Source organism: Pseudoalteromonas sp. (assembly GCF_018402495.1).
Taxonomy (GTDB): domain Bacteria; phylum Pseudomonadota; class Gammaproteobacteria; order Enterobacterales; family Alteromonadaceae; genus Pseudoalteromonas.
The window spans coordinates 37532-52556 of the sequence record NZ_JAGYIU010000002.1 but is presented as its reverse complement, the minus strand read 5'-3'; the positions used below and the strand labels follow the sequence as shown (position 1 = coordinate 52556).

At 40.3% G+C, this 15025-nt stretch carries 17 protein-coding genes; 15 read left to right on the top strand and 2 right to left on the bottom strand.

Translation table 11 applies throughout. The features are described 5' to 3' along the window. Positions 1-810: 810 nt before the first annotated feature. The 7 genes from KG708_RS05750 to KG708_RS05720 are packed head-to-tail and all read left to right on the top strand — an operon-like array spanning position 811 to position 6884. A complete protein-coding gene (locus KG708_RS05750) occupies positions 811-1581 on the top strand; it encodes a DUF3450 domain-containing protein (RefSeq protein ID WP_213608524.1) in 771 nt (256 codons plus the stop codon). A gap of 6 nt (positions 1582-1587) precedes the next feature. Continuing rightward, a complete protein-coding gene (locus KG708_RS05745) occupies positions 1588-2952 on the top strand; it encodes a MotA/TolQ/ExbB proton channel family protein (protein WP_213608523.1) in 1365 nt (454 codons plus the stop codon). After that, entirely contained in the window at positions 2952-3476 is a 525-nt protein-coding gene (locus tag KG708_RS05740) for a MotA/TolQ/ExbB proton channel family protein (protein ID WP_213608522.1), read from the top strand. Before KG708_RS05745 ends, KG708_RS05740 begins: the two co-directional genes overlap by 1 nt. Positions 3477-3490: 14 nt before the next feature. Beyond that, positions 3491-3895 (top strand): biopolymer transporter ExbD, encoded by a 405-nt coding sequence (locus KG708_RS05735; protein ID WP_213608521.1) that lies wholly within the window; start codon positions 3491-3493, stop codon positions 3893-3895. Continuing rightward, a complete protein-coding gene (locus KG708_RS05730; protein WP_213608520.1) occupies positions 3895-4509 on the top strand; it encodes an energy transducer TonB in 615 nt (204 codons plus the stop codon). Before KG708_RS05735 ends, KG708_RS05730 begins: the two co-directional genes overlap by 1 nt. Positions 4510-4520: 11 nt before the next feature. Then, positions 4521-5780 carry a tetratricopeptide repeat protein gene (locus KG708_RS05725; RefSeq protein ID WP_213608519.1) on the top strand — a complete coding sequence of 420 codons (1260 nt, stop codon included), beginning with the start codon at positions 4521-4523 and terminating at the stop codon, positions 5778-5780. A 60-nt stretch (positions 5781-5840) separates the two neighbouring features. Next, positions 5841-6884: a hypothetical protein gene (locus KG708_RS05720; protein WP_213608518.1), complete on the top strand. Its 1044-nt coding sequence runs from the start codon at positions 5841-5843 to the stop codon at positions 6882-6884. A gap of 14 nt (positions 6885-6898) precedes the next feature. Here the strand turns inward: KG708_RS05720 and KG708_RS05715 are convergent, their stop codons facing one another. Together KG708_RS05715 and KG708_RS05710 are read right to left on the bottom strand one after the other, a co-directional pair. After that, positions 6899-7225: a TraR/DksA C4-type zinc finger protein gene (locus KG708_RS05715; protein ID WP_213608517.1), complete on the bottom strand. Its 327-nt coding sequence runs from the start codon at positions 7223-7225 to the stop codon at positions 6899-6901. A 59-nt stretch (positions 7226-7284) separates the two neighbouring features. Then, on the bottom strand, positions 7285-8265 hold the full coding sequence (locus KG708_RS05710; protein ID WP_213608516.1) for a tRNA-dihydrouridine synthase: 981 nt from the start codon (positions 8263-8265) through the stop codon (positions 7285-7287). A gap of 187 nt (positions 8266-8452) precedes the next feature. On the opposite strand from KG708_RS05710, the gene KG708_RS05705 reads away from it, so the two are divergent. From KG708_RS05705 to recR, 8 genes are all read left to right on the top strand, one after another. After that, on the top strand, positions 8453-8935 hold the full coding sequence (locus tag KG708_RS05705; RefSeq protein ID WP_213608515.1) for a hypothetical protein: 483 nt from the start codon (positions 8453-8455) through the stop codon (positions 8933-8935). 68 nt (positions 8936-9003) lie between these two features. Beyond that, positions 9004-9861, top strand: coding sequence for a DUF692 domain-containing protein (locus tag KG708_RS05700; protein ID WP_213608514.1), 858 nt, complete (start codon positions 9004-9006; stop codon positions 9859-9861). Positions 9862-9915: 54 nt separating this feature from the next. Continuing rightward, the gene (locus KG708_RS05695; protein ID WP_213608513.1) at positions 9916-10668 is read left to right on the top strand and encodes a putative DNA-binding domain-containing protein; all 753 of its coding nucleotides are present in this window, start codon (positions 9916-9918) and stop codon (positions 10666-10668) included. 72 nt (positions 10669-10740) lie between these two features. Continuing rightward, positions 10741-10863: a hypothetical protein gene (locus tag KG708_RS17525; protein ID WP_301003320.1), complete on the top strand. Its 123-nt coding sequence runs from the start codon at positions 10741-10743 to the stop codon at positions 10861-10863. A 154-nt stretch (positions 10864-11017) separates the two neighbouring features. Continuing rightward, positions 11018-11563, top strand: coding sequence for an adenine phosphoribosyltransferase (apt, locus tag KG708_RS05690; protein ID WP_213608512.1), 546 nt, complete (start codon positions 11018-11020; stop codon positions 11561-11563). A gap of 3 nt (positions 11564-11566) precedes the next feature. Next, positions 11567-13900 (top strand): DNA polymerase III subunit gamma/tau, encoded by a 2334-nt coding sequence (dnaX, locus tag KG708_RS05685; RefSeq protein WP_213608511.1) that lies wholly within the window; start codon positions 11567-11569, stop codon positions 13898-13900. 60 nt (positions 13901-13960) lie between these two features. After that, on the top strand, positions 13961-14287 hold the full coding sequence (locus KG708_RS05680) for a YbaB/EbfC family nucleoid-associated protein (RefSeq protein ID WP_213608510.1): 327 nt from the start codon (positions 13961-13963) through the stop codon (positions 14285-14287). Between the two features lie 6 nt (positions 14288-14293). Beyond that, positions 14294-14902 (top strand): recombination mediator RecR, encoded by a 609-nt coding sequence (gene recR, locus KG708_RS05675; protein ID WP_213608509.1) that lies wholly within the window; start codon positions 14294-14296, stop codon positions 14900-14902. Positions 14903-15025 lie beyond the last annotated feature (123 nt).

Here is a 15025-nt window from a genome sequence, read left to right as displayed (position 1 = left end):
TAAAAAATATGATCAATCCAGCGTATTTAAAGAACCCGCTACCTGCGTTAAAAATTATTTATATAGAATAACTAACTATCATAATTTCGCCTTGTTATCGGGTTATTTCCTTGTCGCTATAATCGATCACTAACTTAATGCAATTGGTATTACTTCTCACTATTTACCTTTATAAATTTAATCTACCCGTTTCAGTATTAAGTTTATTAAAGTGAGTAGGATTAACATCCCTACATGAAAAGCATAAACGATGAGCTGAGTCTATATGCTCAATAGTAAACAAAAAATTTATGTGTTAATAAAAATGGCTTTTTGTAACTTTATTTTTCACCTTTGTATTGCTTTTTGAGTATTCAACACGTCTTTATTGTTATGCGATGAGTGGGCGAATAATAACGATTAGCTGTATTTTTGTGTTAAAAAGTTTTAAAAACCACTAAAAAGGAATATTCGGAACAGAAAATTAGCTTATTTTTAATTTTTTTTTAGCCAAGATTAAGTTAATTTTAAATGTTATTTTTTTGTTTACTTTAACCAAGGGGGTTATCTATATTCTTAGTATATCGGGCTTTGCTGAAATTATATTTGTCACCTAGGTTGCAATATTGTTAATTAAATTGTGTTTGCCTTTTAAATAAATTACAAACAAGCTGATTTATTTATAGGTTATGCGAAACATGAAGTTGACATGACTTAATGCATTTAGCATTATTGATAAGTTGATATCTATTAAAAGATATCAGGGTTGTCTTCCCTTTGCGGGTTGATAATTAAATTATAAAAGTAACATTACTTAATTGGTTGGGAACTATGTCTGTTAAAATCAGAAAGAGTCTTGTAGCAACTGCGTTGGTTGGCGCTTTTGCATTTGCAAGCAGCAATGTGATTGCAGATCCTTTGAATGACGTGCAAAAAGCAGGTCAAACAATTCAAAAGGCTGCAGTTAAGTCTCAAACTAAAATTGACAATGTATATGGTCAAACTCAGGAGCTAATTGCTGAGTACCGTAGCATCGTTGATGAGACTGAACTTATGAAAGTGTACAACGATCACGTAGCACGTTTGGTCGCTGACCAAAATGCGTCTATTGCATCGTTCGATCGTCAAATCGCGACTATCGACAACACAAAACAAAACGTTGTGCCTTTGATGTATCGCATGATCGATACGCTCGAGCAATTCATCAAAGCGGACGTTCCATTTAGCCTTGAAACTCGTCTTGGACGCGTTGAAAGATTACGTGAGATCATGGCATCTTCATCTGTAACAACGTCTGAGAAATTCCGCCAGGTTCTTGAAGCGTACACTGTTGAAACATCATACAGCTCAGCTGTAAATGCTTCTCAAGGTACTTTAGAAGTTGATGGTCGTAGCATTAACGTTGATATCGGTCGTTTAGGTCGTATTACTTACGTTGCTCAATCATTCGATCTGAAACACGCTTGGGTGTGGGATAACAACACTAAACAGTGGAAAGAATTAGGTGAAGAATACCTAAAACCTGTTAAAGAAGTGATCCGTATGGCACGTAAGCAAGCCACACTAGAACTTGTTAAACTACCAATTTTTGGCGCGGAGTAATCAATAATGAAGAAACTATTTAAAGGTTTTGCTATTGCAGCAGTACTGTCTGTTTCTGCCGGTACCGCGCTTAATGCACATGCAAATACTGATGCTTTAGATAAAATTCTTGAGCAAGTAAAGCAAGAGCGTATTTCTGAAGGAAAACTTAACAAGCAACGTGAACAAGAGTTCTTATCAGATCGTGCTGATAAACAAGCGTTACTTAATAAAGCAAAAAGCCAATTAGCTGCCGAAAAAGCACGTGGTGATCGCCTTAGTAAAGAATATGCACAAAACGAAAATACCTTAGCAGAAAAAGAGCAAGCGCTTCAAAATGCTCAAGGTACGTTAGGTGAAATGTTTGGTGTTGTTCGTCGTGCAGCAGCTGATGCAATTGGTTCAATTGAAGCTTCTTTAGTAAGTGCTGAAAAACCAGGTCGTGCTGAAGTACTTCGTTCATTAGCTGCGGCTAAAGAACTTCCAACGGTTCGTGAGTTAGAAGAACTTTGGATTTCACTTCAAACAGAAATGACTGAGTCAGCTAAAGTTTCAACATTTGAAACTGAAGTTGCAGGCCTTGATGGTAACCCATCTATGAAAAAAGTAACGCGTATTGGTAATTTTAACCTCGTTACCGATGACGGTTACCTGATTTATTCAGCTGAAACTAAGTCTATTCAGCCTTTAGGTAAGCAACCGGATGGTTACATATTAAAGGGTATTTCAGATCTTGAAAATACGTCTTCTGATAACTACGCGGGTGTTTTTATAGACCCCACACGTGGCGCGATATTGCGTATTAACACGCAAAAAGCAACGCTTTCAGAGTACTATCATCAAGGTGATGTAGTAGGCTATATCATCACTGCATTATTAGGCTTAGGTCTATTAATTTTCCTAGTTCGTTTTGTTGACCTTACTCTAACTAAGAGTAAAATTAATAGCCAACTAAAAAATGCGGGTACGCCAAACGCTAATAACCCACTGGGTCGCATATTAAAAGTTTACCATGACAACAAGAATCAAGACGTTGAAAACCTTGAGCTTAAATTAGATGAAGCGATTTTACGTGAAACACCACGCATTGAAGCCGGTATCAACATTATCAAGATCTTGGCTGCTATCGCACCATTACTTGGTTTATTAGGTACGGTAATCGGTATGATCTTAACATTCCAAACAATCACATTGTTCGGTACGGGCGATCCTAAGATTATGGCTGGTAATATCTCTCTAGCACTTGTAACTACAGCGCTAGGTCTAATTGCTGCATTACCACTTATTTTACTTCACGCTATTGTTGCAGGTCGTAGTAAGTCGGTATTACACATCCTTGATGAGCAAAGCGCGGGTATCGTTGCTACTCACGCGGAGAAGGAGAAAGCCTAATGTTAGTCCTGATGGAGATCTGGGAATCTATCAGGGATTTTGTTGGCACAGGCGGCCAGGTTTTATACGTGGTCGCGATAGCACTCTTTCTGATGTGGGTTTTAATGATTGAGCGCTATTGGTTCTTACTTGCTGAGTTTCCTCGCATGACGAAGGAAATTGTAGCAAAGTGGGATGCCCGCCAGGACACTACGTCTTGGTACGCACACAGAATCCGTGAAGCATGGATTTCTGAAGCGTCTGAAAAATTAGATCAGCGTATGTTGTTGATTAAAACATTAGTAGCTATATGCCCTTTAATCGGTTTGTTAGGTACGGTAACGGGAATGATCGCGGTTTTTGAAACCATGGCAACCCAAGGTACCGGTAACGCACGTTTAATGGCATCAGGCATATCAATGGCAACAATCCCAACAATGGCTGGAATGGTTGCGGCACTATCTGGAGTATTCTTTAGCTCACGCCTTGAGGCAAGAGCGAGAATGGTGAAAGCCAAGCTTGTAGATAGTATGCCTCATCACTAGAGAGAGAATTAAATATGGCACGTAAACAACGTTTTCGTGAAGAAGAAGAAGCAGCGGTAGATATGACACCAATGCTTGACATCGTATTTATCATGCTTATTTTCTTTATCGTAACTACATCGTTCGTTAAAGAGGCTGGTATCGAGGTCAATAAACCAAAAGCGGCCCAAGCTACGAAGCAAAAAAATGCTAACATTTTTATTGCTATCCGTAACAACGGTGAAATCTGGATTGATAAGCAACAAATTGATGTTGAACGTGTTTCAGCAAAAATTGAAAGCTTATTAGCAGAGCAACCTACTGAAGTTGTCATTTTGCAAGCTGACAAAGAAGCAAAACACGGCACAGTGGTTAAAGTAATGGACCAGATTAAAGCGACGGGTGATAACCTGAGAATTTCAATAGCTGGAGATCAGTAATGATTCGTTTTCTGTTTTCACTGATTGCAGGTGGGGCAGTTACTTTCGGCTTGTTCTACTTCATGGCATACCTCATCTCTGGTGGGGCTGACCGTAATACGGAACAAAAAGAGCAGATCATAGTCGAAATTATGACGAATCCGCCTGAATCTAAGGTGCAGGAGAGGAAGCGTGTACCGCCTCCGCCTCCACCACCGCCAAAGCAGCCGCCTAAACCGCAGCCGCCACAGCCGGAAAACAGCAACCCAAATACAAGCATGTCTTTTAATATGCCAAGTATCGATGTGGGAAGCACGGCAGGTGGACTAAGTGGTCCAGGTGCATTTGGACGAGATGGTGATGCGACACCTATCGTTCGTATTGAACCAAAATATCCAACACAAGCAGCACGTGATGGTAGAGAAGGTTGGGTTCAACTTTCATTCACAATTGATGAGTTAGGTGGTGTGATAGACGTTGATGTAATTGACGCAGATCCAAAGCGTATCTTTGACCGTGAAGCTAAACGTGCATTGCGTAAGTGGAAGTACCGTCCTAAAATCATTGACGGAAAACCACAAAAGCAAGTTGGTTTACAAGTTCAACTAGACTTTAAACTTAACCAAGGCAACTAAGGAGGCGAGTAATGAGAAGTTTTTCTAAAGTAACTGCGCTTGCAATTCTTATGTCTATGTCAGGTGCAGTGTTTACTGCACCCGTTTTAGCAGAGCCTGATTACGCAAAGATTGAAGAGCGTAAAAATGCAAAAACTAAAATCATGGGCGAGCGAATTGGTAAAAGAGTTATAAAAGCGTTTGACTTGTATAACGAAGACGATGTTGACGGTGCAATTGCAATATTACGAGAGTTAGATCCGTCTAATGATTTTGATAAAGCAACTGTAAATCGTTACTTAGGCAGCATGTATGCTCAAAAAGAGCAATATAATGACGCCATTAAGTATATGAAAGCAGCGGTTGCACCTGATGTATTAAACTTTGCCGATCATGCCCAAGGACTAAAAACGCTGGGTGACTTGTATGCAGGTACTGAACAATACAGTGCTGCAAAGCAAGCATATACCGATTGGATGGACTTCACTGGTGAGGAGGATCCGAAAGTTTATACGCGTATTGCGCAAGCAAATTTCGAACTTAAACAATTTAAGGACGTTATCGTACCTGCGAATAAAGCGATTAAGCTTGAAAAAGCACCGGTAAAAGCGCCTTTCCAATTAAAGTTGGCTGCCTATTTTGAGCAAAAGCAATATCAAAATATGGTAAAAGTTGCAGAGGAAATCGTTCGTGTATGGCCTGAAGACAGTAAATCTTGGGTAGGCTTAGGTAAGTATTACTTACAAACCGAAGACTACAAAAAGGGCTTAGCAACAATGGAAGTTGCGTACAAAAATGGTTATTTTGAAAACGAAGTTGACTATAAAGTCTTGGCTAACTTTTATTCTTTAAACGAAATTCCTTACAAAGCAGCCGTAACGCTTGAAAAGGCAATTAAAGAACAGAAAGTTAAACGCGACAAGCAAAATATTAGTGCAATTGCGAGTAACTATCATCGTTCTAAAGATATAGAGAAAGCGGCTAAGTACTACGAAGAAGCTGCCAAATTTGATGACGACGCTGAGCTTTACCGCAAAGCAGGTTCATTACTTTTACAATCTGAAAAATTCAGCGCTGCTGTTGTTCGTTTGAACAAAGCATTAGAGCTTGGCTCTGACAAAAAAGGCACCATTTATTCAGATTTAGCTGAAGCGTTTTACTACCAAGGCAAGTATAAGCAAGCATATGCTGCTATTACTAAAGCTATGGACGACCCAAGCACACGTCGGTTTGCTAAAGGTTGGGCTACATATATTAAAGATAAAGCCGCTCGCAACGGTGTTAAAATTTAATATCTAATGTACTCTAGTATTTTAAAAAGCCCCCTTGGGGGCTTTTTTATTGGAATTAATATGAACAAAACGCCTATTTTTTCATTGCTATTTTGTTTGCTTTTAGTGTCTTGCTCTAAGCCTACTGATTTATTTTCATCTTATGAAGAAGCGCAAACCGCGTTAATCTCACTTAATTCGGCTCTAAGTGCACCAGAGAACTCAGCCGTTACCGTGCTTAGTAATGAGCAACTGCCTTTTACCGATGCCTATTTAGCGCGTCGCCACGTTATTTATCAGCAGCTAATGCAGATGCAATTATCAGCAGAGCAAACCAATCAGGTAAATTATTTGGTAATTGCTGAGCGGTTTCCAGAGCGTTATTTTGCTTGGCCTGCACACATTGATGTGTTATCGAACATGCTATCGATAGTTAAAAATGATGCGCAGTATAAAAAAGTTGAACAGTGGTTAAGGTTTGTAAAGGCTCAACTAAAGGATGCTGAGCAGAGTAATTTAAAGCTTAACAAGGTAGAACTTAATTACTTAAAAGGCTATGTACAACATGCAATGAAGAGTACAAATACGCCTGTTGAACTTAACGATTCTCTAAATGATTTAAATAAGTACCTAACAGACTACAAACCAAGAGGCAGCATTGGTTTATCAGGCCTTGCCAATGGCAGTCAATGGTACCAAAGTAAATTAAATTATTTTGCTAATAATGTGCTCTCACCGCTTGAATGGTTGAGCCGTATTGATAGTAAATTTAAAACAATGCAGAGCCAAAAACAGCAAATAAGTGTATATGCTTCTACTGTCTCACAGCTTACCAAATTACTTTCAATTGATTCGCAAATAGCAGGTTTAGATTGGTCAACGGGTTATACGTTATTACCTCAGCGTGCAAACGCTATACAATTAGCCCCTGCAGATGCGCTACTTTATATGGCTATGATGGAAACTGATCTAGGGGTGCATTATCACGCTTGGACATTATCACAAGCACGTTTAAATTTACTTAAACGATTAAATATAAGCGCAGAGGAAGCGACTTTATTAGTTGAAGATATTATTTTTTATCCGGGGCAGTCGTTTAGTTTTGCACCACAATTATTAAATTAAACTTTAGTGCGCTATTATTTAGCGCACTGTTCACACCGCTGCGCGGCGGGGTCTTTTTCTAATCGCTGCGCTGATATTTTTTCTTCACAGTCACAGCAATAACCATACTGGCCAATATCAATTTGGCTTATTGCTGCTTCAAGCTTGTTCATTCGTTCAATTAACGGATTGTACTCGGTGCCTAATTGCTGCGCTGCTATATCAAGCCAGTCTTCATTAGCGGTTTGGGTCAGAACACAAAGCAAGTTTTGATGTGTAGGGTGAGTAGATTGTGACAGCAGGCCTAGTATGGTCGCTTTAACACTTTCTATCTCATCGTTTAGTCGTTGCTGATGATGCATTAGCAGTAAAACCCTTAAATTAATCCTCAGTGAGACTGCTATTATCTAGTTAGATTATTTTAGATGTTATGATTTGTATCAAATTGTGGCGCTTTGGCATATTTTTTTAATACCTCTGCCACTTCATCTTTTGCTTTTAAACGGCGTATTTCGTCGAATAATAATCCTGCTTGTGGGTACTGGCGTTTTAAATAACCCAGCCACTGTTTTGTGCGTGAAGCAAAGTATTTAGTATCTTTACTGGCGGTTTGGTGCATAGATGAGTAAATGATATGGTGCAAAATATTTTCCCACGTTAACTCACTATACGTTTCATTGTTGACGTGTGCTTTAATTTTTCGAGCTAAATCAGGATGTGAAAGGGCGCCACGGCCAATCATTAAGTTGGTGCAACCGCTGCGTTTTTGGCATAAAAGGGCGTCTTCTACTTGCCAAATTTCGCCATTGGCAACAACCGCAATTTGTTTATCTTTAACTAAAGGAGGGATTTTTTCCCAGTAGGCAGGCGGGTTATAGCCATCGCGTTTAGTTCGCGCATGAATGGCGATACTGCTTGCACCGGCACTGACAACAGCATCGACAATCTCTTGGCTATTGCTATCATCATCAAAACCTAGGCGAATTTTAGCACTTACCTCGTGTTTACTGTCTACGGCGTCTCTTACCGTTTTAATTATTGAGTACATATGTTCTGGATCTTTGAGCAAAACGGCGCCGCCTTTGCTTTTATTCACTGTTTTTGCTGGGCAGCCAAAGTTTAAGTCAACACCATGAGAACCTAACCCTACAGCTTTTACTGCATTCTCAGCAAGCACGCCGGCTACTTGGCCAAGTAATTGAATTCGCACTGGCGTACCGCATTGGGTTAGCCCAGCGTTTTTGAGCTCGGGGCAATAACGGTGGAATACTTTATCTGGAAGGCAAGAATCGACAACACGGATAAATTCAGTCACACACAGATCAAAGCCACCTATGTTGGTAAGTAGTTGGCGCATTTTAAAATCAACGACACCTTCCATAGGTGCTAAAACAAGTTTCATAGTGTGGTTAATTGATTACTTAAAAGGAGCGTCAGTTTACCTTTAAATCATAAATTGATAAAACGCTTATTAGGGCTCATAGTAAGATTAGTGACTTATTTTTGAAAAACAGATAATTTGAAAGTTTTTAGCTTTATGCAGGTCTACTTGTATAATGATGTTCAACAAGTTTAAAAGGTAATTAAAAATGAAAACAATAAAGAAAAACTCAATTGCATTAACATTAGGCGCAGTCGTTGTTGGCAGTGCAAGTATGGCGAGTACTGGTGTACAAGCTAATCCATTTGAGTTTCAACAAATGGTAGCTGGTTATCAGTTAGATGCTGGTGAAGGCAAGTGCGGCGAAGGCAAATGTGGCGGTGACGCTAAAGCTAAAAAAGAAGGTAAGTGCGGTGAAGGTAAATGTGGCGGCGCAATGTCTAAAGGTAATGAAAAGGCCAATAAAGAAGGTAAGTGCGGTGAAGGTAAATGTGGCGGCGCAATGGCTAAAGGTAATGAAAAGGCCAAAAAAGAAGGTAAGTGCGGTGAAGGTAAATGTGGCGGCCCAATGGCTAAAGGCAATGAAAAGGCCAAAAAGGAAGGTAAATGTGGCGGCGCAATGACTAAAGGCAATGAAAAGACCGAAAAAGAAGGGAAATGCGGCGAAGGCAAATGTGGTGGTCACCACTAAACTTTTCTTTTAAATAAGTTAAGCTGTAGGGCCAATCTGGTCCTTTTTATTTATCGAGAGGTTTTATTATGGCTTATATTCAAACGCCTAAGTTTGGCATGGTTGGTTTAGGCTTACGAAGAGAAATGCTCCATGAGCTTGTAGCTAACACCCCAAAACAAATTGAGTTTATGGAAGTTGCACCAGAAAACTGGCTAAAGTTAGGTGGGCGTTTTGAAAAGCAGTTTAAGCAATTAACTAATAATAATCATTTTGTTTGCCATGGTTTATCCCTTTCTATTGGCTCGCCTGAGCCGCTCGATATTGAATTTATAAAGTCGTTAAAATCTTTCTTTGATAACCACGATATTAAAGTCTATAGCGAACATTTAAGCTACTGCTCAGGTAAAGGGCACATGTATGATTTAATGCCTATTCCTTTCACTGAAGATGCGGTTAAGCATGTTGTTTCTCGGGTTAAACAAGTTCAAGATATTTTAGAGCGACCACTGGTGCTGGAAAATGTGTCTTATTATGGTGCACCTGGTCAGCAATTATCTGAGCTTGAGTTCACGAATGCTGTTTTAAAAGATGCTGATTGCCAGTTACTACTAGATGTAAATAATATTTATGTTAATTCAGTTAATCATGGCTACGATGCACATGCCTTTTTAGCTGCATTGCCAACTAACCGAATTGCTTATGCCCATGTTGCAGGGCATTACAACGAAGCCGATGACTTGATTATAGATACTCACGGTGCCGATGTTATTGATCCTGTATGGCAGTTGCTCGATAGCGCTTATCAAAGGCATGGTGTATTTCCGACGCTGTTAGAGCGAGATTTCAATATTCCTCCTATTAATGTATTAACTAAAGAGCTGGATATAATTCATCAATTACAAGCAAAGCACCTGCAGCGGTTATCCACTGAGCAAAGTGCTTAAACAGTCCTATGCAGCTAGTAATAACAACAGTATGGTTTTAAAAGAGTATAAACTATGAGATTTTCCGATATTCAAAATGAGTTTATTGCTCATATTCGCCAGCCCAACAGGGCCCCTTGTCCAGCAGATGTTGAAGATAGACGCATGGCTATTTATCGGGAGCTCTTTTTTAATAATATAAACGGGTTTGTCTCATCGGCATTTCCAGTTTTAAAAACGCTATATAATGATCAACAGTGGCAGCAATTGGTTCGTGAATTTTTCAGCGAACATGATTGTCAATCCCCTTATTTTTTAGACATTGCCGAAGAGTTTGTTACCTATTTAGCCACAAGCTATGTGCCCAAAGATTTTGATCCTCTATTTATGTTAGCCTTGGCCCATTATGAATGGATTGAACTTGATATTTCCGTTATTCAGGCCGATCCTCAACAGATCCCGCTGACTGCTAATAAGCTTACTCAATCCTCTATCTATTTATCAAAAACGGCACGTAACTTAAGCTATGATTACCCCGTGCAACATATTAGCGAAACGTTTCAACCGCAACAGCCCTCAGAGGAACCCCATTATTTTGTTGTGTACAGGGATCAAGACGATGAGGTGCAATTTTTAACAACCAACGCGATGACTGCGTTGCTGTTGTCTATTATTGACAATAATGCAGGGAGTACATTCGAGTATATTTGTCAGCAGGTTAGCGAACAGGCGCCACAATTTAGTTTTGAACAAATAACTCAAGGGGCATTAAGTACTCTCACAGCCATGGCAGAGCGCCAAATTATCGTGACAAAAAATCAAGATTAAGCCCTTTATTGATTATTTCACATCGTCTATTATAGCGCCTTTATTTGTTGTGCTTAATAAAAGGTTGTACCCATGTCAAACGATAAAGAGTTCAAAGATCCGTTTAATGCGGCTTATTTTTTTGCATTTTTAGCTTTATTTGCTGGAATAGGCTGTTTGAATGCAATACTAGGTTGGATTGCTAAATTAGCTTAATTTAGTTTTTTAGGACTGTTGTTTTTTCTTCAGTCCTACATCTTATACACGATTTTTTTGTTCCACGTTTTTAATCATCCCGAACTCGCAATTTAGACCTACTTAAGGTTATAATCTGCTGCTTTGTAATATAAATCATTGAGCAGTTAAAATTATGACTCAAGTAACACCAGCAATTATCAAAAACAGCATTACTACAATTGCTGATTACCCTAAAGCGGGCATTATGTTTCGCGATGTAACAACCCTAATGGCTAACCCTGCAGCGTTTCAAGCAACCATAGACGCATTTATTAACGCTTATAAAGATCAAGGTTTTACTAAAATTATTGGCACAGAATCGCGTGGTTTTATTTTTGGTGCGCCACTATCTTATGCCTTAGGTGTTCCTTTTATTCCAGTTCGTAAACCAGGTAAATTGCCGCGCGAAGTTATTCGCCAAGATTACCAACTCGAATATGGTGAAGACACTCTAGAGCTACACTCAGATGCTATTGTAGCGGGAGATAAAGTGTTGCTTGTTGACGATTTGTTGGCCACCGGTGGTACAATCGAAGCAACAGCAAAGCTGGTTGCCAAGTTAGGTGGCCACGCTACAGATGCAGCATTCGTCGTATCGTTACCTGAACTAGGTGGTGAGCAGCGTGTTGAAAAAATGGGTATTAAAATCCTAAAATTGGTTGAATTTGAAGGCGAATAATTGATGAGTTATCAGGTTCTAGCGAGAAAATGGCGTCCTCAAACCTTTCATGAATTGGTTGGGCAGTCTCATGTAAAACAAGCGCTGGTAAACGCGCTGACTCAAAATAGACTGCATCACGCTTATTTATTCACTGGAACCCGTGGTGTTGGTAAAACAACCATTGCGCGCATTTTTGCAAAAAGCTTAAATTGTGATGAAGGTATATCAGCCACACCATGTGGTCAATGTAGTAGCTGTGTTGATATAGAAGCAGGGCGCTACATTGATTTACTCGAAATAGATGCGGCTTCACGAACAAAAGTTGAAGATACGCGCGAAATTCTTGACAACGTTCAATATGCGCCAACGCGCGGACGTTATAAAGTGTACTTAATCGATGAAGTACACATGTTGTCAAAACATAGCTTTAATGCCTTATTAAAAACGCTCGAGGAGCCACCTGAGCATGTAAAGTTTTTATTAGCGACCACGGATCCGCAAAAATTACCGGTAACTATTTTATCGCGCTGCTTACAGTTTAATTTAAATGCGCTATCGCAAGCTGAAATTAAACATCAGCTTGAGCATGTACTTACGCAAGAGCAGCTCAGTTATGACAATGATGCCTTAAGTATAATTGCCAAAGCCGCTGATGGCAGTATGCGAGATGCTTTAAGCCTGACCGATCAGGCTATAGCCCAAACAAATGGCGATATTAATAATCAAGCTGTTCAAGCCATGCTTGGTTTAATGGATACCCATTATAGCCAGAGTTTACTCGCCGCGTTGCTTGCACAAGATGGTGGCGCCTTAATGGCCGAAGTTGCCCAAGTAGCGAGCAGGAATCCTAATTATATTGCACTGCTTGACGACCTAATCGCACTTACGCATATTATTCAATTAAGCCAGTTGGTGCCTGAAGCGGCAGCGCTTGATAGCAATAATGCTGACTACATTAAGCATGTTGCTGCGCACACTCATGCTCAGCAAATTCAGGTGTATTATCAGTTATTACTTAACGGCAAAAAAGACTTACAGTGGGCGCCTGAGCCACGCTTAGGGTTTGAGATGATTATGCTACGATTGTTAGCATTTCAACCTGAGCAGTCACAAACGACGCATTCAGCACCTAGCTCGCAACCTGCTCCAGAGCAAAATACCGCAAAGCGTACCAATGCATTACGTGAGATTTTAAATAAAAATAAACCAGCGCAGAGTAATAACGCTGAAAGTCAGCCATTAATAGAGAATGCACAGTCAATAGAGGCCGCTGAACCAGAGGTTTCACAACCAGATAATAGTGCCACTCACACTGAACAAAATTCAATACCAAGTCAGCCTCATGTGACTGGTACACCGTCAGTGAGTACTGAGCAAGCGCAGCGTCTAAGTGAAGATGATGCCTACATGCAGTACAGCGATGTAGAACAAACCATTGCAGCGCAATACGATGATGTAATGAGTAGCGCGCTTGACCAAGGGTTTAATCCTGAACTATCAAACGTACCTAGTAGCACTGAGAGTTCAGCGCCAACAATGGGTGAGCAAGAAGCGCGGGCACAGTCTGCGATAGCGCGTATTTTACGTGATAGAAATATTTCCGGTGCGGGTAAACTATCAGGCGCAGCAACAGAAAAACCTAGAGCACCAAAATCTAATCCTGCTAAGCCAATTGGTAAATCGATTAGCAATACAAGTCATACTGCAGCAAAGGAGCGGCCTCCTTGGGAGAGTGAAGGGGATGATGAGTTACTAAAAAAGCCCCTGCTCCCAACGCAAGGGAGCCAAGCTCAAGTTGCAACAAAACCAGCGAGTAACATTGACTTTAAAGCTAAGCACCAAACAATTACTGAACATTTAGCGCCTGAGCTATTAGAGCAAATTAATCCGCAAAAACCAGCTCCTGTTGTTGAACAAGCGCCCAGTATTCCTGTGCCTGATGATTTTCAAAGTCCAATCAGTGAAATTAGATTTGCCCATCAACAAGATGAGTGGGCTTACTTAATAAAACGGATGGGGCTTGGCGGGCGTATGCGCCAGTTTGCCTTACATTCAATTTTTACCAAGCAAGATAATCATTTTCATATTGAAGTGGATGAATCGCAAAAGCACTTAGATACGCCTATGCTGCGCCAAAAGTTAAATGTAGCGTTATCGACTATTTATGGCCATAACGTTGAGCTAAATATCGACTTTGCCAGTGGGGTAATTGACTCGCCTTATTTGATTCAACAAAAAATTGATGCCGGTCGTCACCAGCAAGCGATTGATGTGATCACACGTGATGAAAATGTAGTACAATTTCAACGGCTATTTAGCGCTGAAATTGACGAAAACAGTATCCAGGCATTGTAATTAACTATCAGTGCCCCTATTTATACTTCAGTTAATGTATTAAAAGAAAGAGAGACGATTATGTTTAAAGGTGGAATGGGTAACATGATGAAGCAAGCGCAACAAATGCAAGAGCGCATGCAAAAAGCCCAAGAAGAAATCGCAACGATGGAGGTTGTAGGTGAAGCGGGTGCCGGTTTAGTTAAAGTAACCATGCTTGGTAATCATAACGTGCGCCGAGTTGAGCTTGATGAAAGCTTAATGGAAGACGATAAAGACATGATTGAAGATTTACTTGCAGCAGCTTGTAACGATGCTGTTCGCCGTGTTGCCGATGAAACGCAAGAACGTATGAGTAAAGTGACAGGCGGTATGCAATTACCACCTGGTATGAAAATGCCGTTCTAAGCAACTATGCAACTTTCAGATAGTTTAACATCGCTGATAGAAGCACTTCGTTGTCAGCCGGGCATTGGTCCGAAGTCTGCTCAGCGTATTGCGTTTCATTTGTTAGAGCGCGATCGTAAAGGTGGTGCTCAACTTGGTAATGCACTCATTAAAGCAATGGCAGCAGTTGGTCATTGCCAATCGTGCCGTACATTTACCGAGCAAGCGCAGTGTGATATTTGCTTGAGTACAAAACGCCAAGACAGTGGTATTTTATGCGTTGTTGAATCGCCCACTGATGTATTGGCAATTGAGCAAACAGGCCAATACCAAGGGCTTTACTTTGTATTAATGGGGCACTTATCACCCATTGATGGCATAGGACCAAAAGAAATTGGCCTTGATGTACTTGAGCAAAAACTCGCGCAAGGTGGTATTAATGAAGTCATTTTAGCCACAAATCCTTCGGTTGAAGGCGAAACAACGGCGCATTATATTGCCCAGCTTTGCCATAAAAATAAGGTGGGTGCATCTCGTATTGCGCATGGTATTCCTGTGGGTGGTGAGCTTGATTTAGTGGATGGAATGACCCTTATGCACGCGTTTAGCGGTAGGCGATTAGTCAGCCATGAGTAGTTTATATTACGTCTAACTATTTGAACTTTAAATTAAAGCCTACATAAATGATGTAGGCTTTTTTATTGGCTTTGTACGTGCATGCTTATCGTTAAAAGTGACCCCATACCCAAGCAAATTGGT

What these genes read in the sequence shown, in the direction of transcription:
- KG708_RS05750 (WP_213608524.1), top strand. Translation starts at nt 811, where the DNA reads ATGTCTGTTAAAATCAGAAAGAGTCTTGTAGCAACTGCGTTGGTTGGC.
- KG708_RS05745 (WP_213608523.1), top strand. Translation starts at nt 1,588, where the DNA reads ATGAAGAAACTATTTAAAGGTTTTGCTATTGCAGCAGTACTGTCTGTT.
- KG708_RS05740 (WP_213608522.1), top strand. Translation starts at nt 2,952, where the DNA reads ATGTTAGTCCTGATGGAGATCTGGGAATCTATCAGGGATTTTGTTGGC.
- KG708_RS05735 (WP_213608521.1), top strand. Translation starts at nt 3,491, where the DNA reads ATGGCACGTAAACAACGTTTTCGTGAAGAAGAAGAAGCAGCGGTAGAT.
- KG708_RS05730 (WP_213608520.1), top strand. Translation starts at nt 3,895, where the DNA reads ATGATTCGTTTTCTGTTTTCACTGATTGCAGGTGGGGCAGTTACTTTC.
- KG708_RS05725 (WP_213608519.1), top strand. Translation starts at nt 4,521, where the DNA reads ATGAGAAGTTTTTCTAAAGTAACTGCGCTTGCAATTCTTATGTCTATG.
- KG708_RS05720 (WP_213608518.1), top strand. Translation starts at nt 5,841, where the DNA reads ATGAACAAAACGCCTATTTTTTCATTGCTATTTTGTTTGCTTTTAGTG.
- KG708_RS05715 (WP_213608517.1), bottom strand. Translation starts at nt 7,225, where the DNA reads ATGCATCATCAGCAACGACTAAACGATGAGATAGAAAGTGTTAAAGCG.
- KG708_RS05710 (WP_213608516.1), bottom strand. Translation starts at nt 8,265, where the DNA reads ATGAAACTTGTTTTAGCACCTATGGAAGGTGTCGTTGATTTTAAAATG.
- KG708_RS05705 (WP_213608515.1), top strand. Translation starts at nt 8,453, where the DNA reads ATGAAAACAATAAAGAAAAACTCAATTGCATTAACATTAGGCGCAGTC.
- KG708_RS05700 (WP_213608514.1), top strand. Translation starts at nt 9,004, where the DNA reads ATGGCTTATATTCAAACGCCTAAGTTTGGCATGGTTGGTTTAGGCTTA.
- KG708_RS05695 (WP_213608513.1), top strand. Translation starts at nt 9,916, where the DNA reads ATGAGATTTTCCGATATTCAAAATGAGTTTATTGCTCATATTCGCCAG.
- KG708_RS17525 (WP_301003320.1), top strand. Translation starts at nt 10,741, where the DNA reads ATGTCAAACGATAAAGAGTTCAAAGATCCGTTTAATGCGGCTTATTTT.
- apt (WP_213608512.1), top strand. Translation starts at nt 11,018, where the DNA reads ATGACTCAAGTAACACCAGCAATTATCAAAAACAGCATTACTACAATT.
- dnaX (WP_213608511.1), top strand. Translation starts at nt 11,567, where the DNA reads ATGAGTTATCAGGTTCTAGCGAGAAAATGGCGTCCTCAAACCTTTCAT.
- KG708_RS05680 (WP_213608510.1), top strand. Translation starts at nt 13,961, where the DNA reads ATGTTTAAAGGTGGAATGGGTAACATGATGAAGCAAGCGCAACAAATG.
- recR (WP_213608509.1), top strand. Translation starts at nt 14,294, where the DNA reads ATGCAACTTTCAGATAGTTTAACATCGCTGATAGAAGCACTTCGTTGT.